The organism is Thiothrix caldifontis (assembly GCF_900107695.1).
GTDB classification, from domain to species: Bacteria; Pseudomonadota; Gammaproteobacteria; order Thiotrichales; family Thiotrichaceae; genus Thiothrix; species Thiothrix caldifontis.
Genome location: NZ_FNQP01000017.1, coordinates 35632 through 62103 on the forward strand (window position 1 = coordinate 35632; position 26472 = coordinate 62103).

The window sequence follows — 26472 nt, forward strand, 5'->3', positions numbered from 1 at the left end:
CTTGCTTGAAAGAGAGGTGGAGTTATGCGTCAAAAATTGGTTGCAGGTAACTGGAAACTAAACGGGTCAAAGGCGAGTATCGAGTCTTTGATGGGTGGCATTCTAGCTGGACTGGAAGGCATGGATAATGTGGCGGTGGCAGTTTGCCCACCTTACGTCTACATTCCCATGACGCAGGCACTGGTGGTTGGAAGTCGTATCGGTCTGGGTTCTCAGGATATTGCTGATCAAGACGCAGGTGCTTTCACTGGCGAAGTTTCCGGGGCGATGCTCAAGGAGTTTGGCTGTGACTACGCGATTGTGGGTCACTCTGAACGCCGTGCCATTTACGGTGAGCAAGACGCTGATACTGCACGTAAGTTTGCTGCTGCACGTAAGTATGGCCTCAAACCGATTCTGTGTGTGGGCGAAACGCTGGAGGAGCGTGAAGCAGGCATTACCGAAGCGGTCGTGGCGCGTCAATTGGATGCGGTGATTGCACTGGAAGGTGTGGAAGCATTGACTGACGGTGTGATTGCTTACGAACCGGTGTGGGCGATTGGTACGGGTAAAACCGCTAGTCCGCAACAAGCGCAGGATGTTCATGCGTTTATTCGGGGCAAATTGGCGACGCTGAATGCAGCGGTTGCAGCGAAAGTACAGATTTTATACGGTGGCAGCGTCAAAGGTGCGAATGCTGCTGAATTGTTTGCAATGCCGGATATTGACGGTGGCCTAATTGGTGGTGCATCACTGGATGCCAACGAATTCTTGGCTATTTGCAAGGCCGGTAACTAAGGTTCAAAAAACTATGTTATACAATGTCTTGTTGATCATTTTGATCGTTGTTTCTGTGGCTATGATTGTGTTAATCCTAATGCAACAGGGCAAAGGTGCTGATGCAGGTGCTGCGTTTGGTAGCGGTGCGTCGGGTACGGTATTTGGCTCGCAAGGTTCAGCGAACTTTTTGAGTCGTACCACCGGTATTCTAGCGACCGTCTTTTTCTTGGTGGCATTGGCCTTGGCATTTTTGGCATCAGGGCGCACGCTGGAATCCGTCAGCATTATGCAATCTGCTGCACCAGAAACCAAGACAGAAACCCCGGCAGCACCGTCAAGTGATGTACCACCAGCACCTGCCGCCGAGAAAGCCTCTAGCGATGTTCCGCCTGCTGTTGATGCTAAGCCGTCTAACAAAGTTGAAGAAAAGGCAGTGGTTGATGAGAAAAAACCAGTTGCCGATGAAAAACCCGTGCAAGAAAAGAAATAGTAGGATAGAATTCGCGCCTGCTTTGCCGACGTGGTGGAATTGGTAGACACGCTATCTTGAGGGGGTAGTGGCGCAAGCTGTACCGGTTCGAGTCCGGTCGTCGGTACCATACATGAAAAGCCTGTCATCGTAAGATGATGGGCTTTTTGCTTTTATGCCTAATTCTTGCTAAAACCTGACAATACCCACTTTGGGGAATTAATCTGTGGTTCATGCACCGTTATATTCGACTGTATAACGAAATAGTGATACAAACAGTGTGTGTTTGGAATCATGCATCACAGACAACCGAGTGATTTGGAGAGAACGCTACGGTTTGCACCAGGAGTTAGTATGCTAGGAGAATACCTTCCCATTCTCGTTTTTCTGGCAGTCGGTTTTGGCTTAGCAGTGGTATTGCTAGGTTTGGGTTTGCTTGCAGGCCCGCGCCGACCAGACGCAGAAAAAGATTCGCCATTTGAGTGTGGCTTCCCCGCGTTTGAAGACTCTCGCATCAAATTTGACGTGCGCTACTACCTCGTCGCCATCCTTTTCATCATTTTCGATCTTGAAATCGCCTTTTTGTTCCCTTGGGCCATTGTGCTCGACACCATTGGGGTGTTCGGCATCGTGGCGATGGGTATTTTCCTGACTATCCTGATTGTTGGTTTCATCTACGAGTGGAAAAAAGGGGCGCTGGAATGGGAGTAGAAGGGGTTCTGGAAAAAGGCTTTGTCACCACGACAGCCGATGCCCTGATCAACTGGGCGCGTACTGGCTCGTTGTGGCCGATGACCTTTGGTCTGGCGTGCTGCGCGGTCGAAATGATGCACGCGGGGGCTTCACGTTACGATTTAGACCGTTTCGGTATTGTGTTTCGCCCCAGTCCGCGCCAATCGGATGTGATGATCGTGGCAGGAACGCTGACCAACAAAATGGCTCCGGCGTTGCGTAAGGTCTATGATCAGATGGCGGAACCGCGTTGGGTAATTTCGATGGGTTCTTGCGCCAATGGTGGCGGTTATTACCATTATTCCTACGCGGTGGTGCGCGGGTGTGACCGGATTGTGCCGGTGGATATTTACGTACCCGGTTGCCCGCCAACCGCTGAAGCCCTGCTGTATGGCATTATCCAGTTGCAGAATAAAATTCGTCGAACCAACACGATAGCGCGGTAATTCATGGCTGTATCACTCGAATTTGTTAAGGATTATGTTCAGGAAGGACTCGGCGATAAGCTGTCAGCCAGCGTTCTGGCGCACGGCGAGTTGACCTTGGAAGTAGCCGCTGAACATTGGCTGGAAGTGGCGCGTTTCCTGCGGCACGATTCCATGTTGGATTTTGCGCAACTAACCGATTTGTGTGGGGTTGATTACCTCACGTATGGCGATGTGGAGTGGGATGTGACCACTGCCTCGCGCAGCGGTTTTAGCCGTGCGGCACAAGCCACCGAAGCGGATTCGTTTGATTTTGATGCGCAGGAGGAGGGTGCTCAGTTCGCGGGTAAACGTTTCGCAGTGGTTATTCACTTGCTATCGGTAAGCCGCAATATGCGTATTCGAGTGCGAACACGCTGTGATGACAACGATTTTCCGGTAGTGGCATCGTTGGTGGACATCTGGAGTTCGGTGAATTGGTACGAGCGTGAAGCATTTGATCTGTTTGGAATTATGTTCAGTGGACACCCGGATTTACGCCGCATCCTCACCGACTACGGTTTTGTCGGACACCCCTTCCGCAAAGATTTCCCGCTCATCGGGCAGGTTGAAATGCGTTACGACGCTGAGCAAAAGCGCGTCATTTACGAACCTGTATCCATTGAAGCGCGGGTGTTGGTTCCGCGCACTATCCGCGCTGACCAGCGTTTTTCCCCAGCCGTGGAGCGTGATGACTAATGCCTGAAATCCGCAATTTTACGCTGAATTTTGGCCCAGCTCACCCCGCAGCGCACGGTGTGTTGCGTCTGGTGCTGGAAATGGACGGTGAAACCATCGTCCGTGCTGACCCGCACATTGGCTTGCTGCACCGTGGCACCGAGAAGTTGGCAGAAAGCAAACCGTATAATCAAAGCATCGGTTACATGGATCGCCTCGATTACGTGTCAATGATGTGCAATGAACACGGTTACGTGCTGGCGATTGAAAAGCTGTTGGGGATTACCCCGCCAGAACGTGCGCTCTATATTCGCACCATGTTCGATGAAATTACCCGTATTCTCAACCACTTGCTGTGGATTGGCGCACACGCGCTGGACGTGGGTGCAATGACCATGTTCCTGTACGCTTTCCGCGAACGTGAAGATTTGATGGATGCGTATGAAGCGGTGTCTGGCGCACGTTTGCACGCCACGTATTACCGTCCGGGTGGTGTTTACCGTGATCTGCCGGATTCCATGCCGCAATTTTTACCGAACCGTTTCCGCACCGAAGCCGAAGCTAAGCGCCTCAACGCCAACCGTGGTGGTTCATTGCTCGACTTCTTGGAAGATTTCACCAACCGTTTCCCCGGTTATGTGGATGAGTACGAAACCTTACTGACCGATAATCGCATCTGGAAACAACGTCTGGTCGGGATTGGCGTGGTGTCACCGGAGCGTGCGCTGCAACTCGGTTTTAGTGGGGCAATGCTACGCGGTTCGGGCGTGGAATGGGATTTACGCAAGAAGCAACCGTATGCGGCTTACGACAAGATGGATTTCGATATTCCGGTGGGAACGCATGGCGACAGTTATGACCGCTATTTAGTGCGGATCGAAGAGATGCGCCAATCCAATCGTATTATCAAGCAATGCATTGACTGGTTGCGTGTGAATCCCGGTGAAGTAATGCTGGAAGACAGCAAAATCGCGCCGCCGAAACGCGCTGAAATGAAGCAGGATATGGAAGCCTTGATTCAGCACTTCAAGCTGATGACCGAAGGCTATTGCTTACCAGAAGGCGAAGCGTATGCAGCGGTGGAACACCCTAAAGGTGAATTTGGCTGCTACATCGTCTCGGATGGTGCGAATAAACCGTACCGCTTAAAAGTACGTGCGCCGGGATTTGCACATTTATCCGGCTTGGATGAAATGGTGAAAGGCCACATGTTGGCTGACGTGGTGGCGATTATCGGCACCCAAGATATTGTTTTCGGGGAGGTTGACCGTTGATGACTGAACATCCCATTACGATGCTCAAGCGCAAAAGCGACTTGCTCAGCCATCACGAGCGTGAAGACATTGATAGTTGGTTAGCACGTTATCCGGCGGATAAAAAGCAATCGGCATTGCTGGCAGCGTTACGCGCGGTGATGCACGAAGACCATTATTTATCCCGCGAAAAAATGGATGCGGTGGCAGATTATTTAGGCTTGCCCGAAATTGCGGTGTATGAAGTTGCCAGCTTTTACTCCATGTATGAAATGGATGCGAAAGCGGCGGCGAAGTACAGCATTTCGGTTTGCACCAATGTCTCCTGCATGTTGTGCGGTTCGGATGTGATTCTCGATCATATTGAGAAAAAGCTGGGTATTAAGCTGGGCGAATCCACGCCAGATGGTAAATTCTTCCTCAAAGTCGAAGAAGAGTGCCTCGCCGCTTGCAGCAGTGCGCCAATGATGCAGGTCAACCACGTATACCACACCCATCTCACCCCTGAAAAAGTGGATGAGATTTTGGACGGACTGGAGTAAGCACATGGCAAATCAAGTCTGTTTCATCACGACCCAATTTGGCGACCAAGCCCACACGCTGGAAAGCTACCTCAAAGTAGGCGGTTATCAGGCATGGCGTAAAATTCTGGCTGAAAAAACACCTGCTGAAGAAATCATTGATACGATCAAAGACTCCGGTTTACGCGGGCGCGGCGGTGCGGGTTTCCCCACCGGCATGAAGTGGAGCTTTATGCCGCGTACTATGCCGGGGCAAAAATACATCGTGTGCAACTCGGATGAATCCGAACCGGGAACCTGCAAAGACCGCGACATCTTGCGTTTCAACCCGCACGCGCTGGTAGAAGGCATGGCGATTGCGGGTTACAGCATTGGCGCAACCGTGGGCTATAACTACATGCGCGGCGAGTTTATGGATGAACCGTTCATCCATTTCGAGCAGGCAGTGAAAGAAGCCTACGAACTCGGTTTGCTGGGCAAAAATATTCAAGGCAGTGGCGTTGATTTTGATCTGTACGGTACGCTCGGTGCGGGTGCGTATGTGTGCGGCGAAGAAACCGCTTTGCTGGAATCGCTGGAAGGCAAAAAAGGTCAGCCACGTTTTAAGCCGCCATTCCCCGCGAGTTTCGGTTTGTACGGTCGCCCGACCACGATTAATAATACCGAAACGCTCTCGTCCATTCCGGTGATTATGCGCAATGGCGGCAAGTGGTTCGCTGATCTGGGTGTGAAAAACTCCGGCGGCGAAAAGCTGTTTTCCATGTCAGGGCATTTGAATAATCCCGGCAATTTCGAGATTCCGATGGGGATGCCGTTCCCTGAACTGCTGGCGTTAGCTGGCGGGGTGCGCAACGGACGCAAGCTGAAAGCAGTGATTCCGGGTGGTTCGTCCGTTCCGGTGTTGCCGGGTGATGTCATGATGGGCTTGACGATGGACTATGACACCATTGCCAAAGCCGGTTCATACCTTGGTTCGGGCGCGGTCATTGTGATGGACGACACCACCGATATGGTCAAAGTGTTGCAACGTATTTCCCGCTTTTACTTCTCCGAATCCTGCGGGCAATGCACGCCATGTCGTGAAGGCACAGGTTGGTTATACCGTATGTTGACCCGCATTGTGGAAGGCAAGGGCAAGATGGAAGACGTTACGCGGCTCGAAGAGATTTCCCACAATATCGAAGGTCGTTCCATTTGCGCCTTGGGTGAAGCGGCAGCGATGCCGGTGTGGAGTTTCGTTAAGCACTTCCGTGAGGAATTTGAGTACTACGTCAAGCACGGTCGTAGCATGGTGGGACAGGGGTAACACATGGCAGAAGAATTCGTCACCATCGAAATTAACGACCAGCCGGTTCAGGCTCGCAAAGGTGCGATGCTGATTGAAGTGGCTGATAATAATGGGATTTCCATTCCACGTTTTTGCTACCACAAAAAGCTCTCGATTGCCGCTAACTGCCGCATGTGTTTGGTGGAAATGGAAAAGTCGTGGAAACCGGTTCCCGCTTGCGCCACGCCCGTGAATGCAGGCATGAAATTCTGGACGCGCTCAGACAAAGCCAAAAACGCGCAGAAAGGCATTATGGAATTCCTGCTGATTAACCATCCGCTGGATTGCCCGATTTGCGACCAAGGTGGCGAATGCGAATTGCAGGATGTCTCAGTCGGTTACGGTAGCAATAAATCGCAATACGCCGAAATCAAGCGCGTGGTGCAAGACAAAGACATTGGCCCGTTAATCGAAACCGAAATGACCCGCTGCATTCAATGCACCCGCTGTGTGCGCTTCGGTGACGAAATTGCCGGAATGCGCGAAATGGGCGGGGTAGGGCGCGGTGATCGGCTCGAAATCGGCACGTATATTGAGAAATCGCTCCAATCGGAACTCTCCGGCAATGTGATTGACCTCTGCCCTGTGGGTGCGCTGACCGCGAAACCGTCACGCTACAAAGCACGGGCGTGGGAAATGGTGGCGCATGATGCGATTGCCCCGCACGATTCGGTGGGTTCACACCTTCAGGTACACACTTTCCGCAAAGAAGTGGTGCGGGCAGTACCGCGTGAAAATGACGCGATTAACGAATGCTGGATTTCCGACCGTGACCGTTTCAGCTATCAAGGCATTGCCAGTGCTGACCGTATTACCAAGCCGATGCTCAAGCGTGACGGGCATTGGTATGAAGTGAGCTGGCAACAGGCGTTAGATGCGACCGCAGAAATTTTGCGGGCGGCTGACCCAGCGCGTACCGGTGCATTGGCAAGCGCGACTTCCACTGTGGAAGAGTTGTATTTGTTCCAGCGTTTAATGCGCGGTTTGAACATTCGCAATATTGACCACCGTGTGCGCCAGACTGATTTCAGCGACCAAAGTGCTGCACCGCTTTGCCCATCGTTGGGTATGCCCATCGCGCAATTGGAACAGCAAAATGCGGTATTCCTGATCGGCTCTAATGTGCGCCAAGAACAGCCGTTGCTGAATCACCGCATCCGCAAAGCGGCACTCAAAGGCGCGGCGGTGATGGCGTTGAATCCGCGAGCCTTCGATTTCAACTACGACGTGGCGCAACAGGCGGTTGCTCCGGCAGATATGCTGCAAGCTTTACAAGCGATGGCGAATGACCCCGATAATGCGGTGATGGCAACGCTTAAAAATGCGGAACACGCGGCGGTATTGCTGGGCAATGTTGCCGTTCAGCATCCCGATTTTGCGGCGTTACGCGGCTTGGCTTACACGATTGCGGAACAAACGGGCGCAACCTTTGGCTATTTGGCGGAAAGTGCTAATACCGTGGGTGCGTGGGTAGCAGGTGTTGTGCCGCACCGTTTATCGGCGGGACGTGAACTCAAACAAGCGGGTGTGCCGGTTGGTGAGTTCCTCAGTGAAAATACCCGCACGTTTGTCTTGCTGAATACCGAGTTGGCAGATTTCGCGAATCCGCAACAAGCAATGAAAGCTTTGAGTGCGGCGGAAAACGTGATTGTGATTGCGCCGTTTGCGGATAATACGACGCGCAAATACGCGACAGTGTTATTGCCCAGTTCGACGTTTGCGGAAACTTCCGGTACGTTCATTAATGCAGCGGGACAGTGGCAAAGCTTTAAGGGCGCGACTGTGCCACCGGGTGAAGCACGTCCTACTTGGAAAGTGCTGCGGGTGTTGGGTAATACGGCAGGTGTGCCTGAATTTGATTGGGTTGCCACCGAAGAAATTGTTGCCGAGTTGCACCTTGAACTCGACGGTGTAGCGGTTTGTAACAACCGTTATGCTGGCACTGTAGGTAGAGACGCAAAATCTTGCGTCTCTACAACGGCAGATGGGGCGTTTCAGCGTATTGGCGATGTGCAAATGTATCGCGTTGATCCGCTGGTGCGCCGTGCGAAAGCCTTGCAGGCGATGATTCCTCCGGCGGCGGTGCAGTTGAATCCGCAAGATGCGGCGAATATGGGTGTCGCGGCTGGCGATACGCTTAAGGTGTCGCAAGGTGCGGTGACGATCACGTTGCCAGCACAACTGGACGCGGGGATTCCAGCAGGTTGCGCCGGTTTGCAGTCGGGCATTGAAGTATCCAACGTGTTGGGCGCGGCTTTCGGTGCGCTTCAAATAGCAAAGGCAGGTTAGGGGAATGATGGAAATACTCGCAAATTTCTTCGGTGCCTTCCTCCCTGAGTGGATGGTGACGCTGCTAATCATTTTGATCAAAGTGGTGGCAATTGTGTTGCCGCTGATCCTATTAGTGGCTTACGCGACTTACGCAGAACGCAAGATCATCGGTTTCATGCAGGTGCGCGTCGGACCGAACCGGGTTGGGTTCAAAGGCTTGTTGCAGCCGTTTGCGGATATGTTCAAGCTGATTTTTAAGGAAATTGTTATTCCTGCGAGGTCTAACCGTTTCTTATTTTTGATCGCACCTTTGTTGGCAATGGGGCCTGCGTTTGCAGCTTGGGCGGTGATTCCGTTCAGTGACGGCATGGTGTTGGCGGATGTGAATGCGGGGTTGTTGTTCCTGCTGGCATTGACTTCGTTGGGTGTGTACGGGGTGATTATTGCGGGCTGGGCTTCCAACTCCAAGTACGCGCAACTTTCCGCGCTGCGTATTGGGGCGCAAATGGTGTCGTATGAAATTGCAATGGGGTTCGCACTGGTTGGGGTGTTGATGGCATCCGGCAGTTTGAATCTTGGCGATATTGTGCGGGCGCAATCGGGCAGCATTTTTAGCTGGTTTGTGTGGCCTTTATTTGGCTTGTTCTTGGTGTATTTTATTTCGGGTGTGGCAGAAACCAACCGTGCGCCGTTTGACGTGGCGGAAGGCGAATCCGAGATCGTGGCGGGTTTCCATGTGGAATATTCCGGCATGGCGTTCTCGATTTTCTTCCTCGCGGAATACGCCAATATGTGGCTGATTGCCGCACTGACTTCGTTGATGTTCTTGGGTGGGTGGTTGTCACCGTTCCAAGGGCTGACTTTCTTGACGGATATGCCGGTATTGGGCAGGGTGTTTGGTGATGGTATCCATTGGTTACTATTGAAAGCCTCGTTCTTTATGCTGCTGTTCTTTTGGTTTCGCGCCACGTTCCCGCGTTACCGTTATGACCAAATCATGCGCTTGGGGTGGAAAATTCTGATCCCGATCACCTTGGTGTGGATTTTTGCGGAAGGGCTGGCGATTGCGCTGGGCTGGAAACCGTGGCTGTAAGGAGACTGATATGAGTTTCAACTGGAAACATTATTTCAAGACGTTCAGCCTGAAAGAATTGATGCAGGGCATGGGCGTGACGGGGAAGTATTTCTTCGAGCGTAAAATCACGATTCAGTACCCGGAAGAAAAAACGCCGATTTCTAACCGTTTTCGGGGGCATCACGCATTGCGGCGTTACCCGAATGGCGAGGAGCGTTGCATTGCCTGCAAATTGTGCGAAGCGGTTTGCCCCGCACTGGCAATCACAATTGATTTGGAAGAACGCCCGGATGGTACACGCCGTACCACGCGCTATGACATTGATATGTTTAAGTGCATTTACTGCGGTTTCTGTGAGGAAGCCTGCCCGGTGGATGCGATTGTGGAAACCAATATTTTCGAGTATCACTTTGAAAATCGTGGTGAAAATATTCAAACCAAAGACAAATTGCTGGCAATCGGTGACAAGCACGAAGCTGAGATTGCCAAGATGAAAGCCGCTGATGCGCCGTACCGTTAAGGGGATGACATGACATTTGAGCAGATTATCTTTTACCTGTTTTCCGCTGTATTAGTGGCAGCGGCAGTGGGGATGGTGACGGTACGCAGCCCAGTGTATGCGGCGTTGTGCCTGATTTTGAGCTTTTTCACCAGTGCCGCATTGTGGTTGCTGTTGGAAGCGGAATTCCTCGGCTTGGTGCTGGTATTGGTGTACGTCGGGGCGGTGATGGTGCTGTTTTTGTTCGTGATTATGATGCTGGACTTGAACACCGATCCATTGAAAGAGGGGCTAGTGAAACACGCACCTGTTGGCTTTGTGGTGGCAGCGGTGATTGCGGTGGAAATGATTCTGGTGCTGCAAAGTGCGCCGTTTCAGATTGCGACACCGTTGAATCCGGCTCCGGCGAATAATACCGAAGCGTTGGGCGCGATTTTGTATACGGATTATGTGTATCCGTTTGAAATTGCGGCGGTGATTCTGGTGGTGGCGATTATTGCCGCGATTACCTTGACGCTACGTCGTCGCCCGGATTCGCGTAAACAAGATATTAGCCAACAGGTGCAGGTGAAGCGGGCAGACCGTGTACGTCTGGTGAAGATGAAAGCCGAAACCAAGGAGCAAGCATGATCCCTTTGTCGCATTTCCTGATTGTGGCGGCCTTGCTGTTTGCGATCAGCATCGCAGGCATGATCCTTAACCGTAAGAATGTGCTGATTTTGTTGATGTGCATCGAGATGATGTTGCTGGCGGTGAACCTGAATTTTATCGCGTTTTCCCATTATCTGGGGGATATGGCAGGGCAGGTGTTCGTGTTCTTTATCCTCACGGTGGCGGCAGCGGAAGCGGCGATTGGCTTGGCGATTTTGGTGGTTTTGTTCCGTAACCGGCGCACGATCAATGTTGAACAACTTGATGCGATGAAGGGGTAAGCGATGGAAGCAATTTATCTGGCTATTCCGCTTGCACCGTTGTTCGGGGCGATTGCTGCGGGGCTGTTTGGGAAAAAAATTGGACGTGCAGGAGCGCATTGGGTCACGATTTTGGGCGTGGCGGTGGCGTTTTTGCTGTCGGTTTACGTTGCCTATGATGTGATGGGCAATGGTAATAGCTATAACGGTACGGTGTATACGTGGGCAGTGATTGCGGATATTCGGTTTGAAATCGGTTTCATGCTGGATAACCTTAGTACGATGATGATGTTGGTGGTTACGTTTGTTTCCTTGATGGTGCATATTTATACGATTGGCTATATGCACGAAGATCCCGGTTATCAGCGTTTCTTCAGTTATATTTCGTTGTTTACCTTTTCGATGCTGATGCTGGTCATGAGTAACAACTTTTTGCAGTTGTTCTTTGGCTGGGAAGCGGTTGGGTTGGTGTCGTATTTGCTCATTGGTTTTTGGTTTAAGAAAGATACCGCGATTTACGCCAATATGAAGGCGTTTCTGGTGAATCGGGTGGGGGATTTCGGGTTTTTGCTGGGGATCGCGGCGGTATTACTGTATTGCGAAACTTTAGATTATGTACAGGTTTTTGCGCGCATACCACAGTTGTCTGGGGCTAACGATTTTAAGGTGTTTGAGGATACGAAGTGGCACATTCCAACCGTTATTGCCATTTTGTTGTTCATTGGAGCGATGGGTAAGTCGGCGCAAGTACCTTTGCATGTGTGGCTACCAGACTCGATGGAAGGCCCGACACCAATTTCAGCGTTGATTCATGCAGCAACGATGGTAACAGCCGGGATTTTCATGGTGGCTCGGATGTCCCCTATCTTTGAGCTGTCAGATACGGCATTGAATTTGATCCTGATTATTGGGGCGACTACGGCTTTCTTTATGGGGCTGATTGGGATTGTACAGAATGATATTAAGCGGGTGGTGGCTTATTCCACGCTATCACAGCTTGGTTATATGACTGTGGCATTAGGAGCCTCAGCTTATTCGGCCGGGGTTTTCCATCTGATGACTCACGCATTTTTTAAAGCATTACTGTTCTTGGCGGCTGGTTCTGTAATCATTGCGATGCACCATGAGCAGGATATTCGCAAAATGGGTGGGCTGAAAAAGTATATGCCGATTACGTATTGGACTTCCCTGATTGGTTCATTGGCATTGATTGGTTTCCCTGGTTTTTCCGGTTTCTTTTCCAAAGATCTGATTATTGAAGCGGTACACGAATCACATCTGTGGGCGGCTGGTTACGCTTATACGCTGGTATTGTTAGGTGTGTTTGTCACGGCTTTTTATAGTTTCCGTATGTTCTTCTTGGTGTTCCATGGTAAAGAGCGCTTTGACACACATGGGCACGGTCATGATGATCACGGTCATCATGGGCACGGTGACAAGCCACATGAGTCACCGTGGGTTGTAACAGTTCCCTTGATTGCTTTGGCAATTCCGTCGGTGTTTGCCGGATATTTGTTGGATCCAATGGTGGTTGGTTCATTTTTTAAGAATGCAATCTTTGTCAATGATGCTGCACATGGTTTTGACTTAGGGTTGAAAAGTTGGTTATCAGCACATTTGGCAATTGAGCATATGAGCGCTGAGTATCATGGTGTAATGGGTTTCATCCTGCATGGTTTGATGGCACCACCTTTCTGGTTGGCAATGGCTGGGTTGGCTACTGCGTGGTTTATTTACTTGAAAGATGATTCACTGGCGCGTTGGGCGTATGACAAGTTCCGCTGGCTGCATACCTTGTTGGACCGTAAGTATTATTTGGATGATTTTAATCAGAATGTGTTTGCGAAAGGATCGGTCAGTTTGGGTAATGGGCTGTGGTCTTTCGGCGAGCGGGTGATGATTGATGGTTTTGTGGTGAATGGCGCAGCAAAAGCAGTCGGATGGTTTTCTGGTGTGATGCGTCATCTTCAGACCGGGTATTTGTATCACTACGCCTTTTCGATGGTGGCAGGCATCTTGTTGATGCTTACTTGGTTTTTGTTTTTCTAATCCCGTTCTGTTGGCTTTAACTGGAATTGCACATGCTTGATTTGCCAATACTGAGTTTGTTGATCTGGTTGCCGATTATCGGTGGCTTAGGTGTATTAATTGTGGGCGATCGTTCTGGCGCTAAACAGTTTGCACTGGGAATTGCGTTACTGACGTTTGTGATCAGTTTACCGTTGTATACGTACTTTGTACCTAGTACTGCTGAGATGCAGTTTGTGGAATTTATCCCTTGGGTTGAGGCGTTTAAGATTAATTACCATCTGGGGGTGGATGGCATTTCTATGCCATTGATTCTGCTGAATACCTTTATTACGGTGATGGTGGTGATCGCGGGTTGGGAAGTGGTTACGTATCGAATTTCCCAATATATGGCGGCTTTTTTGATTATGGCGGGGATTGTCAACGGGGTATTTGCGGCGCTGGATGCGATGCTGTTCTATATCTTGTTTGAGGCGATGCTGATTCCGCTGTTTTTGATCATTGGGATTTGGGGTGGAGCACGTCGGGTGTATGCCACGATCAAATTTTTCCTGTATACCTTTTTCGGTTCGGTGTTTTTGCTGATCAGTTTGATCTACCTGTATCAATTGGGTGGCAGTTTCGCGGTGGCAGATTTACATAAATTGCCAATAGATATTATTCCGCAAACTTTGATTTTCTTGTCATTCTTGCTGGCTTTCGGGGTGAAAGTGCCGATGTGGCCGGTGCATACGTGGTTGCCGGATGCGCACGTGGAAGCGCCTACAGGTGGTTCGGTGATTTTGGCGGCGATTACATTAAAAGTCGGTGGCTATGCATTCTTGCGGTTTGCCTTGCCGATTGTGCCGGATGCGGCAGCACAATTAGATTGGTTAGTTATTCTAATGTCACTGACAGCAGTGGTGTACATTGGTTTTGTGGCTTTGGTGCAGCAGGATATGAAAAAGTTAGTGGCTTATTCTTCCATTGCACACATGGGGTTTGTTACCTTGGGCTTTTTCGTGATCTATGGCATTGCGAAGAATACGCTAAATATCAGTGGTGCGATGAATAGTGCCGTGTTGGCAATTCAGGGCGGTATGGTGCAGATGGTTTCGCACGGCTTTATTTCTGGCGCTATGTTCTTGTGTATCGGTGTTTTGTACGATCGGATGCATACGCGTGACATCAATGCCTATGGAGGGGTTGCTAATAGGATGCCTACGTTTGCAGCTTTGTATGTGTTATTTGCGATGGCGAATACGGGCTTGCCAGGTACATCGGGGTTCGTGGGTGAATTCATGGTTATTCTGGCGAGCTTTCGTGCAAGTCCGTGGATTGCCTTCGCCGCCGCAACGACTTTGATTGTTGGGGCTGCTTATACACTTTGGTTAGTCAAGCGGGTCATGTTTGGTGAGGTGAAAAATGCTGAAGTGGCTACCTTGCAGGATCTTGGTCGGCGGGAGTTTTGGATGTTGGCGATATTAGCGGCGGCAGTATTATTACTGGGCTTGTGGCCTCAACCCTTGACGGATGTGATGGAAGTGTCAATCAAAAATCTGTTGTCTCAGGCTTTGCAAAGCAAGGTATGTAGTGGATTCGCAGGGGGATGCCCATAATGAATATTGTGATTGCGATGCCGGAGATTTTTCTGCTGAGCACGATCTGCTTGATTTTATTGCTGGACGTTTTTTTACGCGAAGATTGCCGCATGATTACTTATTTGCTGACGCAAGTGGCGTTGCTGGCAACGGCATTATTGGCTTATGGTGCAATGGACGGCGAGAAAACGACGGGTCTGAATGGCATGTATGTGCGTGACGATCTTGCTGGTGTATTGAAAATTAGCATTTTGTTACTAACCTTTGTGGTGTTTGTGTATGCCCGCAAGTATCTGAAAGATAGAACGATATGGGTGAGTGAGTTTTTCCTGCTAGGCTTGTTTGCTGTGTTGGGAATGTTGGTGATGGTATCTGCTAATCATTTGCTGGTGGTCTATTTGGGATTGGAGTTGTTGGCACTGTCGATGTACGCACTGGTGGCGTTTAATCGTGATGATGGGCGTTCTTCTGAAGCAGCAATGAAGTATTTTGTGCTGGGGGCGATAGCTTCCGGTTTGTTGCTGTATGGGATTTCGATTCTGTATGGATTAAGCGGGAAGTTGGAGTTTGCTGAAGTACTGACTTATGTTAGTTCCCAAAATGTGCTAGAAAATATTCCACTGCTATTTGCACTGGTGTTCATCGTGGCAGGGATTGCATTTAAATTTGGCGCAGTGCCTTTTCATATGTGGGTTCCTGATGTGTATCAAGGCGCTCCAACAGCGGTAACTATGTTTCTAGGTAGTGTACCGAAAGTCGCTGCGTTAGCGATGTTGTTACGTGTATTAGCTGAATCTATGGGGGCGGCTCAACCGGGTTGGGCGCAGCTATTATTGGTCTTCGGTTTACTCTCGGTATTTCTCGGTAATTTGATTGCTATAGCACAGTTCAACCTCAAGCGGATGCTGGCGTATTCTACCATTGCACATATGGGGTTCATTTTGTTAGGGGCACTGACGGGAACAACGGAAGGTTACAGTGCGGCACTGTTTTATACGATTACTTACGCCATGATGGCAGCAGGTGGTTTTGCCATTTTGATTTTGTTGGGGCGCGAAGGCTTTGAGGCGGAAACTCTGGATGATTTGAAAGGTTTGAACGAGCGTAATCCGTGGTATGCCTTTATTATGATGGTATTCTTATTTTCAATGGCTGGTATTCCTCCAACCGTGGGCTTCTACGCGAAATTGTCGATTATTCAGGCGGTTATGCAGGCGGGTTATTTGTGGCCTGCGGTGTTCATGGTGGTGATGTCGGTGATCGGGGCGTATTATTATTTGCGTGCCATCAAAATGATATACTTTGATAAGCCGGAACAAACTGCGCCGATTCAGGCTGAACTTGATTTTAATATACTGATTAGTGTAAATGGTGTACTCATGGTGCTATTGGGATTGTTCCCAAGTGCGTTAATGGGTGTTTGTTCAGCAGCAATGGTCGCTAGTCGTTTATGAATTTATCAGTTTTACAGTGGGGCTTTCTTGGCCTCGCTTTTGTGTTGGCCAACCTGCCATGGTTAAGTCAGCGTTGCTTTTTGATCCTGCAATGTGAAAACAAGTCCGCCTGGTTGCGTTTGCTGGAATGGTTTGTTTTGTATTTCGTGGCTGGTGGTCTGGCGCTGTTGTTGGAGCAGCGTGCGATGGGGACAATACACGTTCAGGACTGGGAATTTTACGCCGTTACCTTGGCTTTGTTTCTGGTGTTTGCATTTCCTGGCTTCATTTATCGCCATGTACGTTAATTTCGGGTTTTGTTTCGATAATGCTTGCAAGGTACAAACCTTTGCTTTATAGTTCGCTCCTCTGATGCGGGGTGGAGCAGTCTGGCAGCTCGTCGGGCTCATAACCCGAAGGTCGCAGGTTCAAATCCTGCCCCCGCTACCAAATATAAGAAGGCCCCTATCAGGGCCTTTTTTATTATGTGCTACCCAGTAAAGTACCCAAGACGTAATGCAAGAAAGATTAGATACGCTAATTAACACCACCGTAACCGGTCTCGGTTATGATTTGTGGGGGTATGAATACCGTCCACAGACAGAAAGCGCGTTACTGCGTATCTTTATCGACTCAGACCAAGGCATTACAGTTGATGATTGTGGACGTGTAAGCAATCAGTTGAGTGCCTCGCTCGATGTGGAAGACCTTATTCCGGTAGCTTATATTCTTGAAGTGTCTTCCCCTGGTATTGACAGGGTGTTATTCATTCCTGAGCATTATGCTCGGTATGTGGGTAAACACATTAAAGTGCGCACCCGTCTTCCCGTAGAAAAGCGTCGTAACTTCGTTGGCAAGTTGCAGGCTGTGAATGACAGCCATATCTTCATGGAAGTGGAAGGCACAGTCTTTGAGATTCCTTACGATATTATTGATCGTGGGCGAGTCGTTCTGGATATTCGACCTCAGCGCAAGGGCGGTAAACACGCATGAATAAAGAAATTCTCTACGTTGTTGATGCAGTCTCCAATGAAAAAAATGTCAGCAAGGAACTTATTTTCCAAGCGGTAGAAACCGCCTTGGCAATGGCTACCCGCAAGCGTTACGGTATGGGTATTGATGCACGTGTATCGGTTAATCGCCAGACGGGTGATTATGAGACTTATCGTCGTTGGAAAGTCGTTGATGACGAAGATCCTGAGTTTGAAAGTCCTGAACGCCAGATTTTAGAAAGCTATGCCAAAGATCGTGGTTTCGATGTGGCGATCGGCGATTATGTTGAGGAATCTATCCCATCCGTCGAGTTTGGACGTATTGCCGCCCAAACGGCCAAACAAGTGATTGTTGCCAAGGTACGTGAAGCTGAGCGTGAAAAAGTTGTTTCTGCTTATCGTGATAAAGTCGGACATTTGATCATGGGAGTAGTTAAACGTGCTGACCGTAAAGGTATTGTGCTGGATTTGGGTGAAAACGCTGAGGCATTTATTCCACGCGAAGAAATGATTCCAGGTGAAATGCTACACGTTGGTGCACGGGTCAGAGGGTATCTGAAAGAAATTCATCAAGACATGCGTGGTCCACAAATTATTGTGAGTCGTTCAGATGTTAATTTCCTGATTGAACTGATGAAACTGGAAGTTCCTGAAGTCAGTCAGGAAATGATTGATATAATGGGGGCTGCTCGTGATGCAGGTTCCCGTGCTAAAGTAGCCGTTCGTGCTAACCTGCCGAACATTGATCCCATTGGTGCTTGTGTAGGGATGCGTGGTTCGCGTATTCAAACTGTGACCAACGAACTGGGCGGCAAAGAGCGTGTCGATATCGTTCTCTGGAATGAAGATATCGCAACCTATGTGATGAATGCTATGGCTCCGGCTGAAGTACTTTCTATCGTTGTTGATGAAGAAAGTAAAAGCATGGACATTGGTGTGGATGGCGAAAAGCTGTCACAGGCCATTGGGCGTGGCGGTCAAAATGTGCGTCTTGCCAGCGAATTAACTGGCTGGACGCTCAATGTGATGAGCGTTGAAGAGGCAGAGGCGAAGACTCAGGCAGAACAACAAGCTATCATCAATTTGTTCATGGAAAAACTTGACGTTGATGAGGAAGTCGCTGTAATTCTGGTTGAAGAAGGTTTTTCCACCCTCGAAGAAGTTGCCTATGTGCCGATTGAAGAGTTCATGGCAATTGAAGGTTTCGATGAAAGCCTTGTTAATGAATTGCGTGACCGCGCCCAAACCGCGTTGTTGTCACAAGCCATTTCACAGGATAGTCACTTGCCAGCAGCAGACCTTCTGCACATGGATGGCATGGATGATACCTTAGCCTTTAAGTTGGCAACCCAAGGTATTTGTACGATGGAAGATCTGGCAGAACAATCCGTGGATGAACTCATGGAGTTGGCTGACATTGATGAAACACGTGCAGCCAGTTTGATTATGAAAGCTCGTGAACCTTGGTTTGCGGACGATAAAGCAGAAGCTTAATTCTGCGGGAGGAAGGAATAGATGTCGGACATAGCAGTCAAAAAACTTGCCGAGATGATCAACGCTCCCGTTGAAGTTCTGCTCAAGCAGCTACAGGATGCCGGTATTCATGTTAATGGCTCAGATGCATGGATTACCGATGCGCAGAAGCTGAAATTGTTGGCGCACATTCGTCAAGGTGCAGCACCAGTGAGTAATTCTGGCAATAAAATTACGTTGAAGCGTCGTTCCACTAGCGAAATGACGGTTGGCGCGGGTGGTGCGCGTAGCAAAACGGTTAGTGTTGAAGTGAGACACAAGAAAACGTTTGGTGCGGGCGTTAAACCACCAGAGCAAACGACCGCTGACTCGCAACCCCCAACATCATCTGCTACAACTGGTGGTGCAGTACGACTCAGCCGTACTGAAGAATTAGCACGGCAATTATCTGCTGAACGTCAAGCACGAGAATCTGCGGTACAGAAAGCCGAGCAAGGACGTCGCCAGCTTGAAGCCAAGCGTATGGAGCAGCGCCAGCCTGCTGCTGTTGAACCGCCTCAACCAGAGCCTTCAACACCTGCTGCTGTTGCACCCGTAGAACCAGTGTCTAATCCAGTAATCGAAGAGGTGAACATCCCACCTGTTGCTGAAGTATCAGCCGTTGTTGTCTCTGACGTCATAACGCTGCCGATTAATATAGAGAGTACTCCTGCGGCAATTACTGCCGCTGAGATAGACGTTACTAAACCAGTATCTCCTGTTCATGTTGTGTCACCTGAAATGCCAGTTGTCACTAGTGCTGATACTAGCAGCAGTACAGAACTGACTGAGAACTTGAGTGCTAGAGAGCAACGTGAAGTTGTCGTGGCAGCGGCAAGGGAAGAAGCGGCATCTGCTCTGAAACGGCGTCCCTCCAAGTTGAAGCCGAAGCCATCGTTAGCACCGCGCGAAGTGGCTGATGTCAGCGAGCCTGAAGCAGAAAAAGCGGTTGTAGTGAATACCACGGTTGAGAAGTACACAGAAGTGGTGGCATCGTCTGACGATAAGCGTGTTGATAAAAAGTCATCCAAAAATAAAGTGGCTGGGCGTGGTGGACGCGAAGAATTGCATGTTCCGGCTGGTAACCGCCCTGGTAAAAAGAAGGGGGGTGGCGGTCGGCGTGAAGCCTTCAAGCCAGATACACGTCAACAGAGCAATGCTAAGCATGGTTTTGAAAAACCGACAGTCCCTGTCGTTAAAGAAATTGAAATCCCGACGACCATCGTTGTTTCTGACTTGGCGCAAAAACTGGCTATTCGTGCGACTGATATTATCAAAGCGATGATGAAAATGGGCATGATGATGACCATTAATCAGGCTATTGACCAAGATACTGCAATTCTGGTGACAGAAGAGTTAGGCCATAAAGCCAAACCGATGCAAGAAATGGATGATGCTGCATTATTAGCGGCGATGATCGGACAAGATGCGACCGAATACGAAGTGAAGCCGCGTCCACCTGTCGTCACGATTATGGGACACGTTGACCATGGTAAAACCTCCTTACTCGACTATATCCGTAAAACGCGGGTTGCAGCAGGGGAAGCCGGAGGCATTACGCAGCATATCGGCGCTTACCATGTAGACACTGATCACGGCACGGTAACTTTCCTTGATACACCCGGTCATGCAGCCTTTACCAAAATGCGGGAGCGTGGTGCGCAAGTGACGGATATTATTATCCTGATCGTTGCGGCTGATGATGGTGTTATGCCTCAAACCAAGGAAGCTATCAAACATGCGAAAGCAGCCGGTGTGCCTATGGTGGTGGCGATCAACAAGATCGACAAGCCAGCCGCAGACCCTGATAGAGTATTGAGCGAGTTATCGCAGAACGAAGTCCAGACTGAGGCATGGGGGGGGGATGTTCCGGTCGTACAAATTTCTGCTAAAACCGGTCAAGGTATTGACGAATTGCTGGAAACTTTGTTGTTGGTCGCTGAAGTCCAAGAATTGACTGCTCCAACAGAGGCTCCAGCGACGGGCAACGTGATTGAAGCCAGTATTGAAAAAGGTCGTGGTGCGGTAGCAACGGTGTTGGTACGCAGTGGTACGTTGCGTCGTGGCGATTTGTTACTGTGTGGTTCTGAATATGGTCGGGTACGTGCCATGTTTGATGAAGCAGGCCGCCCCGTAAAAGAAGCAGGCCCTTCGATTCCGGTGGCAGTGTTGGGGCTTTCTGCCGCACCTGATGCGGGTGATGAAGTGGTCGTGTTGAATGACGAACGCAAAGCGCGTGAAATTGCGGAATTGCGTCGTGAAAAGCAACGTGATACCCGCTTCGCGGCACAACACGTCAGTAAATCAGAAGATTTCTTCACGCAAGTGAAGGCCAGTGAGCGTGCTCAGGTAAATGTCCTGATCAAAGCTGACGTACAAGGCAGTGTCGAAGCTTTGCGTAATGAATTGCTAAATCTGTCAACAGATGAAGTTGAAGTGCGTGTGGTCGCTGCCGGTGTCGGTGGTATCAGTGCCAGTGATGTGGATTTGGCTTCTGCATCTCGTGCTACGATGATCGCTTTTAATGTGCGTACTGACGCGACAGCTCGTAAGACGGCTGCTGATAACGGTGTCACTATCCGCTACTACAGCATTATCTATGAAGTCATTGATGACATTAAGTCGGTGATGAGTGGCTTGTTGTCACCTGAAGTTCGCGAAGTCTTTGTGGGCTTGGCAGAAGTTCGCGACGTATTCCGTTCTTCAGCATTGGGTCAAGTGGCTGGGTGCTTGGTGGTGGATGGCGCGATGCGTCGCAGTCTGCCGATTCGCGTCCTGCGTGATAATGTGGTTATTTTCAACGGCGAACTGGAATCCTTGCGTCGCCACCGTGATGACGTGAAAGAAGTCCACATGGGGACAGAATGCGGTATCGCGGTCAAAGACTACAATGATGTGCGTAAAGGCGACCAGATCGAATGCTATGAACGCATTCAAGTGGCACGGAAGATTTAAGCTATGCCACACCATTCGCACCCTCATGGCTTTGCCCGTGCCGACCGGGTTGGTGAACAGATCCGCCGCGATTTGGCGTTGCTGATTCGTGATCGGGTTAAAGACCCACGTGTGGGTATGGTGACGTTGTTAGATGTGGAGGTCTCAAAAGATTTCGCACATGCCAAAATCTGGTTTGATGCCTTGCAAGCTGAGCAGGGTTTGGAAGCGCAAGAAGCACTCAATCACGCGGCGGGTTTTTTGCGCCGTGAGTTGGGGCATTTGTTGAAATTGCGGATGACCCCAGCGTTGCATTTCTTTTACGACGATACCCAGTCACGAGGGAATGCATTATCAGCGTTGATCGCTAAAGCGGTGGCTTCTGATCGGCATGATGACGACGAGTCTGACCCTGATGACGGTACTACCACAGGCACGGCTGAATCTTGAGTCGCCATCGCTTTCGTAAACTTAACGGTATTCTGTTGCTGGACAAAGCCTTGGGTGTGTCCAGTAATAAAGCATTGCAGGATGCACGTTTTCTGTTTCAGGCTGAAAAAGCAGGGCATACGGGCAGTTTGGATCCGCTGGCTTCGGGTATGTTGCCAGTCTGTTTTGGTGAAGCCACCAAGGTTTCCGCTTTCTTACTCGATTCTGATAAACGTTATGTTACCACGGCAACTCTGGGGTATGTGAGTACCACAGGGGATGCTGAAGGTGAAAAACTTAATCCGCGCTCCATTCCTGACACCAGTGATGCCGAATTAGAAGCCGTGCTGGTGCAATTTCGTGGCGGGATTAGCCAAATTCCACCGATGTATTCCGCACTGAAAAAAGATGGGCAGCCGCTTTATAAGCTGGCACGTCAGGGGTTGGAAGTGGAACGTGCTGCCCGTGACATCACCATTCATTCCTTGACCGTATTGGAACGCACCGAAAACACCCTCACGTTGGATGTTGTGTGTAGCAAAGGCACGTACATTCGCACGCTGGTCGAAGACATTGGTGAACGACTGGGGTGCGGAGCCTATGTTTCCATGTTGCGGCGTGAGTCTGTTGACCCGTTTGGCGCATTCCGCATGTACAGATTGGAAGAGCTGCGCACATTAGCAGAGCAAAGTGTTGAAGCCTTGGATGCAGTGCTGTTGCCGTTGGATACCGCCTTACCCCATTTGCCTGCGATTACTGTCGACGATGCGGTGATTACCCGTCTGCGGCAAGGTCAAAAGGTGCGGACTGATCATGAGGCGGCTGAATTAATGCGCATTTACAGCGACTTTGGTGAATTCATTGGCTTGTGTGAGTCGACTCATGGCGTACTGATTCCACGGCGTTTACTGGCCTATTCGAGCCTTTAAAGTCCCATGTGCAGGTACTTGATTTCCATGTACTCGTCAATACCGTATTTAGAACCTTCACGCCCTAGCCCTGAGCTTTTTTGTCCCCCAAAGGGGGCGACTTCGGTGGAAATAACGCCACTGTTAATGCCCACCATGCCGTATTCCAAGGCTTCGGAGACGCGCCATACCCGCCCAATATCACGCGCATACACATAAGCAGCAAGGCCGAATTCGGTATCATTAGCCATCTGGATAGCCTCTGCCTCTGTCTCAAACTTGAATAGTGGGGCAACAGGGCCAAAAATTTCTTCTTTAGCAACCCGCATCGTTGGTAATACGTTAGTCAGCACGGTGGGAACATAAAACGTGCCACCCAAGGCATGTCGCCGCCCCCCGTTAAGAATGTTTGCCCCGCCTGCGACAGCATCGGCAATCAGGCTTTCGACTTTGCACAAAGCGGCTTCGTCAATCAAAGGGCCTTGAGTAACGTCAACCTCTGTACCATGCCCGACTTTGAGGGTTGTCACGGCTTGTGCGAGTTTTTCCGCAAAGGCGTTATAGACGCTGGCTTGCACCAAAAAGCGGTTAGCACACACGCAGGTTTGCCCGGAATTGCGGTATTTCGAGGCCATAGCACCCGCCACGGCAGCATCAAGATCGGCATCATCAAACACGATAAATGGGGCATTGCCGCCCAGTTCCAAGGACAGTTTTTTCAGGGTTGGGGCGCATTGCTGCATCAGTAAGCGTCCGACGGCAGTGGAGCCGGTGAAGCTCAGTTTACGCACTTTTTCATTAGCCGTCAGTTCGCCGCCAATGACACGAGGGTCGCCTGTGATTACGTTGAAAATGCCCGCAGGGATACCGGCTTGCTCGGCAAGCACTGCCAATGCCAATGCTGATAAGGGGGTTTGTTCGGCAGGTTTGACCACCATCGCACAGCCTGCGGCGAGAGCGGGCGCAACTTTGCGGGTGATCATCGCAGTGGGAAAATTCCATGGGGTAATCGCGGCACACACGCCGACGGGTTCTTTGATGACCACAATCCGGCTATTGGGAAAAGGTGAGGGAATCACATCACCGTAAGTGCGTTTACCTTCTTCGGCAAACCATTGAATGAAGGCTGCCGCATAAGCAATTTCGCCGCGTGCTTCCGCCAGTGGTTTGCCTTGTTCGGCAGTCATGAGTTGGGCAAGGTCTTCTTGATGCGCCAGTATGAGTTGATGCCATGCATGAAGGACTTTAGCGCGGGCGGCGGCGGTGCGTTTGCGCCAATCGGGTTGTGCAAGGGCTGCGCCATCAATAGCGGCACGGGTTTGCGCCGCGCTGCAAGCGGGTACGGTGGCGATGATTTTGCCTGTAGCTGGGTTAGTCACGCTGAGGGTGTCGCCGGTATCTGCGGTTACCCATTCACCATTGAGGTAGCATTCGGTGCGTAACAAAGCTGGGTTATTTAGCGTTAACATGCGGGGTTCCTTTGCGAATGTTCACAATTGTTTTGCATCGGGGGAAGCCGCTGCATCCCCAAAATACGCCGTATTTACCTTCACGTTTGACCATGGGTTTGCCACAAGCGGGACAGGTTTGTTTTTCGTCCACATTTGCTGGTGTGTCAGCGGCGGGAGGTACAGGTAATACCGTCGGTGTTTCTGGTAACGTACCCACACTGGCCTTGGCGCGTGCCAAGACTTTTAATAGCCAGTTTTGCTGTTTTTCCATAAATTGTTCTAACAGCATTTCCCCATTAGCAACGGCTTCAAGTGCTTGTTCCCATGCGGCGGTGAGTGCGGGGTCTTTGACTGCATTGGGTAACATGCTGATCAGGGCAATACCTTTGGGGGTGACGCGCAGGTATTTTTTTTTGCCTTCGCGCTCTAGGAGTTTACGTTGTAAGAGCGTTTCAATAATGGCAGCACGGGTGGCTTCGGTACCGATTCCGGCATTTTCTTTGAGAATGGCTTTGAGTCTGGGGTTTTCGACCAGCTTAGCAATGCCTTTCATGGCTTGGATGAGTGTGCCTTCCGTATAAGGTGGCGGCGGTTTGGTTTGACGTTTGAGCAATTCGGTGTCTTGAATAAGTACGCTGTCACCGACGGTTAGCGTGGGTAGCGCTTGGCTCTCAGGCGAATCCGGTACGCTGGCGTCACCGGGTTCTTGGTAAGCAATTTTCCAGCCCACAACACGATCTACCCGCCCGGATGCGCGAAATAACCAGCCTTGGCAATCGAGTTCGATCACACTTTGGTCGTATTCGTAGGCGGGGAAAAACTGTGCCAGATAACGTTTACGGATCAAGTCGTAAATAAAAAACTCGGCTTCCGATAAACGCTCAATACTGCCCTTGGCCGCAGTGGGAATAATCCCATGGTGGGCAGTGACTTTGCTGTCATTCCACGCTTTGCTTCTGAGCTTGGGATTGGCTTGTGCCACTAATTCCGTTAGGTTGCGGTCGGTTTGGAGCAGTGCTTGGAAGACATTCGGTGCATCGGCATGTTGCGAAAACGGTAAGTAGCCACAATCCGTGCGGGGGTAGGTGGTAAGTTTGTGCGTTTCGTATAAGGCTTGGGCAACATCAAGTACCTGTTTAGCACTCATGCCCCAGCGCCGAGAGGCTTCGACCTGCAAACCGGAAAGCTCGTAGGGTAGAGGGGCATTCTGCCGTTTGCGCTCGGTGTCGCAACGTAGCACGTTAGCTGCCTGTCCTTTGCAGTTTGCAGCCACCTGTTCTGCTAAGGCACTATCAATGCAGCGGCCTTCATCATCAATGCCTTGCTTGCTTTTGGGGGGAATCCAGTTGGCCTTGAAAGTTTGCTCGGCTTCAGGCGGCAAGCAAGCGGCACTGACATCCCAGTAATCCAGTGGTTCAAAGTGTTTGATGTGTTCGTCCCGATCAGCGACCAGCCGCAGGGTTGGGGTTTGCACGCGCCCTACGCTTAACGCCCCGCTTTTTGCACCAAGTTGCCCATTGCATTGGGCAGCAAGGGTATAGGCACGGCTCAAGTTCATGCCCACGAGCCAGTCAGCCCGGCTGCGTGCTAAACCGGCTTGGTAGAGTTTTTCGGTTTCCGCTCCCGGTTTGAGTTGCCCCAACGCTTTACGGATGCTGGCATCATCCAACGCTGATAACCACAGGCGTGACACTCGTCCATAGTAACGGCATATGTCGAGCACTTCGCGGGCAATCATTTCACCTTCACGGTCGGCGTCGGTGGCAATGACGACATGTTGGGCTTTGGCGAGGAGTGCTTTGATCACTTTAAATTGCTTTGCACCGGATTTTTTGACTTCCAGTTTCCACTGCTGCGGCAAAATGGGTAGGGAGGCAAAATGCCAGCGTTTATATTGCTCGCCATAGGCTTCTGGCTCAGCGTGTTCCAGCAAATGCCCGAAACACCAGGTCACAAGAATTCCTTGGCCCTGTAAGTAGCCATCGCCGCGCCCATTTGCACCTAAAACACGGGCAATATCCCGCGCTTGGCTGGGTTTTTCACACAAATACAGCATGGTTATTAGAGGGTAGGTTAATCATTTACAGCATCATAGGCATTTCTAGGGTCAGCGGCAAACCTTGTGATGCAAGGAAGTGGCTGTTAGCTCTTTTATTTTTGAGTTCGGCCTGTTACTCTTTGGAATGCTTCCTGCTGAAGCGGCTACGCTGGTTTAATCTGCTCCTGTGTTCTTAAGCTTGAGTGTT

The 26472-nt window shown here is 50.3% G+C and carries 24 protein-coding genes and 2 tRNA genes; 24 read left to right on the forward strand and 2 right to left on the reverse strand.

Annotated features, from left to right (window positions below):
- Positions 1-24: 24 nt before the first annotated feature.
- The 24 genes from tpiA (at position 25) to truB (ending at position 22796) form a co-directional block, all read left to right on the forward strand.
- A complete protein-coding gene (gene tpiA, locus BLV87_RS13505) occupies positions 25-777 on the forward strand; it encodes a triose-phosphate isomerase (protein ID WP_093069515.1) in 753 nt (250 codons plus the stop codon).
- Positions 778-790: 13 nt separating this feature from the next.
- The gene (secG, locus tag BLV87_RS13510; RefSeq protein WP_093069517.1) at positions 791-1249 is read left to right on the forward strand and encodes a preprotein translocase subunit SecG; all 459 of its coding nucleotides are present in this window, start codon (positions 791-793) and stop codon (positions 1247-1249) included.
- Positions 1250-1273: 24 nt separating this feature from the next.
- A tRNA-Leu gene (locus BLV87_RS13515) sits at positions 1274-1358 on the forward strand.
- Positions 1359-1582: 224 nt separating this feature from the next.
- Positions 1583-1939, forward strand: coding sequence for an NADH-quinone oxidoreductase subunit A (gene ndhC / locus BLV87_RS13520; protein ID WP_093069518.1), 357 nt, complete (start codon positions 1583-1585; stop codon positions 1937-1939).
- On the forward strand, positions 1930-2406 hold the full coding sequence (locus BLV87_RS13525; protein ID WP_028490378.1) for a NuoB/complex I 20 kDa subunit family protein: 477 nt from the start codon (positions 1930-1932) through the stop codon (positions 2404-2406). Before ndhC ends, BLV87_RS13525 begins: the two co-directional genes overlap by 10 nt.
- Before the next feature lie 3 nt (positions 2407-2409).
- Complete coding sequence (locus tag BLV87_RS13530) at positions 2410-3123, forward strand: NADH-quinone oxidoreductase subunit C (RefSeq protein ID WP_093069520.1); 714 nt, start codon at positions 2410-2412, stop codon at positions 3121-3123.
- Positions 3123-4376 carry an NADH-quinone oxidoreductase subunit D gene (locus BLV87_RS13535; RefSeq protein ID WP_093069522.1) on the forward strand — a complete coding sequence of 418 codons (1254 nt, stop codon included), beginning with the start codon at positions 3123-3125 and terminating at the stop codon, positions 4374-4376. The genes BLV87_RS13530 and BLV87_RS13535 overlap by 1 nt, the downstream gene beginning before the upstream one ends.
- On the forward strand, positions 4376-4897 hold the full coding sequence (locus BLV87_RS13540; RefSeq protein ID WP_093069524.1) for an NADH-quinone oxidoreductase subunit NuoE family protein: 522 nt from the start codon (positions 4376-4378) through the stop codon (positions 4895-4897). Before BLV87_RS13535 ends, BLV87_RS13540 begins: the two co-directional genes overlap by 1 nt.
- Before the next feature lie 4 nt (positions 4898-4901).
- Complete coding sequence (gene nuoF / locus BLV87_RS13545; RefSeq protein WP_093069526.1) at positions 4902-6182, forward strand: NADH-quinone oxidoreductase subunit NuoF; 1281 nt, start codon at positions 4902-4904, stop codon at positions 6180-6182.
- 3 nt (positions 6183-6185) lie between these two features.
- Positions 6186-8492 carry an NADH-quinone oxidoreductase subunit NuoG gene (gene nuoG / locus BLV87_RS13550; protein WP_093069527.1) on the forward strand — a complete coding sequence of 769 codons (2307 nt, stop codon included), beginning with the start codon at positions 6186-6188 and terminating at the stop codon, positions 8490-8492.
- Between the two features lie 4 nt (positions 8493-8496).
- Positions 8497-9567, forward strand: a complete 1071-nt coding sequence (gene nuoH, locus BLV87_RS13555) for an NADH-quinone oxidoreductase subunit NuoH (protein WP_093069529.1) — start codon at positions 8497-8499, stop codon at positions 9565-9567.
- Between the two features lie 10 nt (positions 9568-9577).
- Positions 9578-10069: an NADH-quinone oxidoreductase subunit NuoI gene (gene nuoI, locus BLV87_RS13560; RefSeq protein WP_093069530.1), complete on the forward strand. Its 492-nt coding sequence runs from the start codon at positions 9578-9580 to the stop codon at positions 10067-10069.
- Positions 10070-10078: 9 nt separating this feature from the next.
- Complete coding sequence (locus tag BLV87_RS13565) at positions 10079-10678, forward strand: NADH-quinone oxidoreductase subunit J (protein ID WP_093069532.1); 600 nt, start codon at positions 10079-10081, stop codon at positions 10676-10678.
- Positions 10675-10980: an NADH-quinone oxidoreductase subunit NuoK gene (gene nuoK / locus BLV87_RS13570; RefSeq protein ID WP_093069533.1), complete on the forward strand. Its 306-nt coding sequence runs from the start codon at positions 10675-10677 to the stop codon at positions 10978-10980. The genes BLV87_RS13565 and nuoK overlap by 4 nt, the downstream gene beginning before the upstream one ends.
- A 3-nt stretch (positions 10981-10983) precedes the next feature.
- A complete protein-coding gene (gene nuoL / locus BLV87_RS13575) occupies positions 10984-13008 on the forward strand; it encodes an NADH-quinone oxidoreductase subunit L (RefSeq protein ID WP_093069535.1) in 2025 nt (674 codons plus the stop codon).
- 32 nt (positions 13009-13040) lie between these two features.
- Positions 13041-14585, forward strand: coding sequence for an NADH-quinone oxidoreductase subunit M (locus tag BLV87_RS13580; protein ID WP_093069537.1), 1545 nt, complete (start codon positions 13041-13043; stop codon positions 14583-14585).
- Positions 14585-16021 carry an NADH-quinone oxidoreductase subunit NuoN gene (nuoN, locus tag BLV87_RS13585; RefSeq protein ID WP_093069538.1) on the forward strand — a complete coding sequence of 479 codons (1437 nt, stop codon included), beginning with the start codon at positions 14585-14587 and terminating at the stop codon, positions 16019-16021. The genes BLV87_RS13580 and nuoN overlap by 1 nt, the downstream gene beginning before the upstream one ends.
- Positions 16018-16308 carry a DUF2818 family protein gene (locus BLV87_RS13590; RefSeq protein ID WP_093069540.1) on the forward strand — a complete coding sequence of 97 codons (291 nt, stop codon included), beginning with the start codon at positions 16018-16020 and terminating at the stop codon, positions 16306-16308. Before nuoN ends, BLV87_RS13590 begins: the two co-directional genes overlap by 4 nt.
- A 65-nt stretch (positions 16309-16373) precedes the next feature.
- Positions 16374-16450, forward strand: a tRNA-Met gene (locus tag BLV87_RS13595).
- A 66-nt stretch (positions 16451-16516) separates the two neighbouring features.
- The gene (gene rimP / locus BLV87_RS13600; protein WP_093069542.1) at positions 16517-16993 is read left to right on the forward strand and encodes a ribosome maturation factor RimP; all 477 of its coding nucleotides are present in this window, start codon (positions 16517-16519) and stop codon (positions 16991-16993) included.
- Complete coding sequence (gene nusA, locus BLV87_RS13605) at positions 16990-18486, forward strand: transcription termination factor NusA (RefSeq protein ID WP_093069544.1); 1497 nt, start codon at positions 16990-16992, stop codon at positions 18484-18486. Before rimP ends, nusA begins: the two co-directional genes overlap by 4 nt.
- 21 nt (positions 18487-18507) lie before the next feature.
- Positions 18508-21459, forward strand: coding sequence for a translation initiation factor IF-2 (gene infB / locus BLV87_RS13610; RefSeq protein WP_093069546.1), 2952 nt, complete (start codon positions 18508-18510; stop codon positions 21457-21459).
- Positions 21460-21462: 3 nt separating this feature from the next.
- On the forward strand, positions 21463-21888 hold the full coding sequence (gene rbfA, locus BLV87_RS13615; RefSeq protein ID WP_093069547.1) for a 30S ribosome-binding factor RbfA: 426 nt from the start codon (positions 21463-21465) through the stop codon (positions 21886-21888).
- Positions 21885-22796 (forward strand): tRNA pseudouridine(55) synthase TruB, encoded by a 912-nt coding sequence (gene truB / locus BLV87_RS13620; RefSeq protein ID WP_093069549.1) that lies wholly within the window; start codon positions 21885-21887, stop codon positions 22794-22796. The genes rbfA and truB overlap by 4 nt, the downstream gene beginning before the upstream one ends.
- Here truB and BLV87_RS13625 read toward each other — a convergent pair.
- Together BLV87_RS13625 and BLV87_RS13630 are read right to left on the reverse strand one after the other, a co-directional pair.
- Positions 22793-24244: an NAD-dependent succinate-semialdehyde dehydrogenase gene (locus BLV87_RS13625; RefSeq protein ID WP_093069550.1), complete on the reverse strand. Its 1452-nt coding sequence runs from the start codon at positions 24242-24244 to the stop codon at positions 22793-22795. The genes truB and BLV87_RS13625 overlap by 4 nt on opposite strands.
- On the reverse strand, positions 24228-26282 hold the full coding sequence (locus BLV87_RS13630) for a DNA topoisomerase III (RefSeq protein ID WP_093069552.1): 2055 nt from the start codon (positions 26280-26282) through the stop codon (positions 24228-24230). Before BLV87_RS13630 ends, BLV87_RS13625 begins: the two co-directional genes overlap by 17 nt.
- Positions 26283-26472 lie beyond the last annotated feature (190 nt).

Bases quoted from the DNA above. Each gene is read 5' to 3' on its own strand.
- tpiA (WP_093069515.1), top strand. From the start codon at position 25: ATGCGTCAAAAATTGGTTGCAGGTAACTGGAAACTAAACGGGTCAAAG.
- infB (WP_093069546.1), top strand. From the start codon at position 18,508: ATGTCGGACATAGCAGTCAAAAAACTTGCCGAGATGATCAACGCTCCC.
- rimP (WP_093069542.1), top strand. From the start codon at position 16,517: ATGCAAGAAAGATTAGATACGCTAATTAACACCACCGTAACCGGTCTC.
- BLV87_RS13530 (WP_093069520.1), top strand. From the start codon at position 2,410: ATGGCTGTATCACTCGAATTTGTTAAGGATTATGTTCAGGAAGGACTC.
- secG (WP_093069517.1), top strand. From the start codon at position 791: ATGTTATACAATGTCTTGTTGATCATTTTGATCGTTGTTTCTGTGGCT.
- BLV87_RS13565 (WP_093069532.1), top strand. From the start codon at position 10,079: ATGACATTTGAGCAGATTATCTTTTACCTGTTTTCCGCTGTATTAGTG.
- BLV87_RS13540 (WP_093069524.1), top strand. From the start codon at position 4,376: ATGACTGAACATCCCATTACGATGCTCAAGCGCAAAAGCGACTTGCTC.
- BLV87_RS13580 (WP_093069537.1), top strand. From the start codon at position 13,041: ATGCTTGATTTGCCAATACTGAGTTTGTTGATCTGGTTGCCGATTATC.
- BLV87_RS13525 (WP_028490378.1), top strand. From the start codon at position 1,930: ATGGGAGTAGAAGGGGTTCTGGAAAAAGGCTTTGTCACCACGACAGCC.
- nuoF (WP_093069526.1), top strand. From the start codon at position 4,902: ATGGCAAATCAAGTCTGTTTCATCACGACCCAATTTGGCGACCAAGCC.
- BLV87_RS13535 (WP_093069522.1), top strand. From the start codon at position 3,123: ATGCCTGAAATCCGCAATTTTACGCTGAATTTTGGCCCAGCTCACCCC.
- nuoL (WP_093069535.1), top strand. From the start codon at position 10,984: ATGGAAGCAATTTATCTGGCTATTCCGCTTGCACCGTTGTTCGGGGCG.
- rbfA (WP_093069547.1), top strand. From the start codon at position 21,463: ATGCCACACCATTCGCACCCTCATGGCTTTGCCCGTGCCGACCGGGTT.
- BLV87_RS13625 (WP_093069550.1), bottom strand. From the start codon at position 24,244: ATGTTAACGCTAAATAACCCAGCTTTGTTACGCACCGAATGCTACCTC.
- nuoN (WP_093069538.1), top strand. From the start codon at position 14,585: ATGAATATTGTGATTGCGATGCCGGAGATTTTTCTGCTGAGCACGATC.
- BLV87_RS13630 (WP_093069552.1), bottom strand. From the start codon at position 26,282: ATGCTGTATTTGTGTGAAAAACCCAGCCAAGCGCGGGATATTGCCCGT.
- BLV87_RS13590 (WP_093069540.1), top strand. From the start codon at position 16,018: ATGAATTTATCAGTTTTACAGTGGGGCTTTCTTGGCCTCGCTTTTGTG.
- nuoG (WP_093069527.1), top strand. From the start codon at position 6,186: ATGGCAGAAGAATTCGTCACCATCGAAATTAACGACCAGCCGGTTCAG.
- nuoI (WP_093069530.1), top strand. From the start codon at position 9,578: ATGAGTTTCAACTGGAAACATTATTTCAAGACGTTCAGCCTGAAAGAA.
- ndhC (WP_093069518.1), top strand. From the start codon at position 1,583: ATGCTAGGAGAATACCTTCCCATTCTCGTTTTTCTGGCAGTCGGTTTT.
- nuoK (WP_093069533.1), top strand. From the start codon at position 10,675: ATGATCCCTTTGTCGCATTTCCTGATTGTGGCGGCCTTGCTGTTTGCG.
- nuoH (WP_093069529.1), top strand. From the start codon at position 8,497: ATGATGGAAATACTCGCAAATTTCTTCGGTGCCTTCCTCCCTGAGTGG.
- nusA (WP_093069544.1), top strand. From the start codon at position 16,990: ATGAATAAAGAAATTCTCTACGTTGTTGATGCAGTCTCCAATGAAAAA.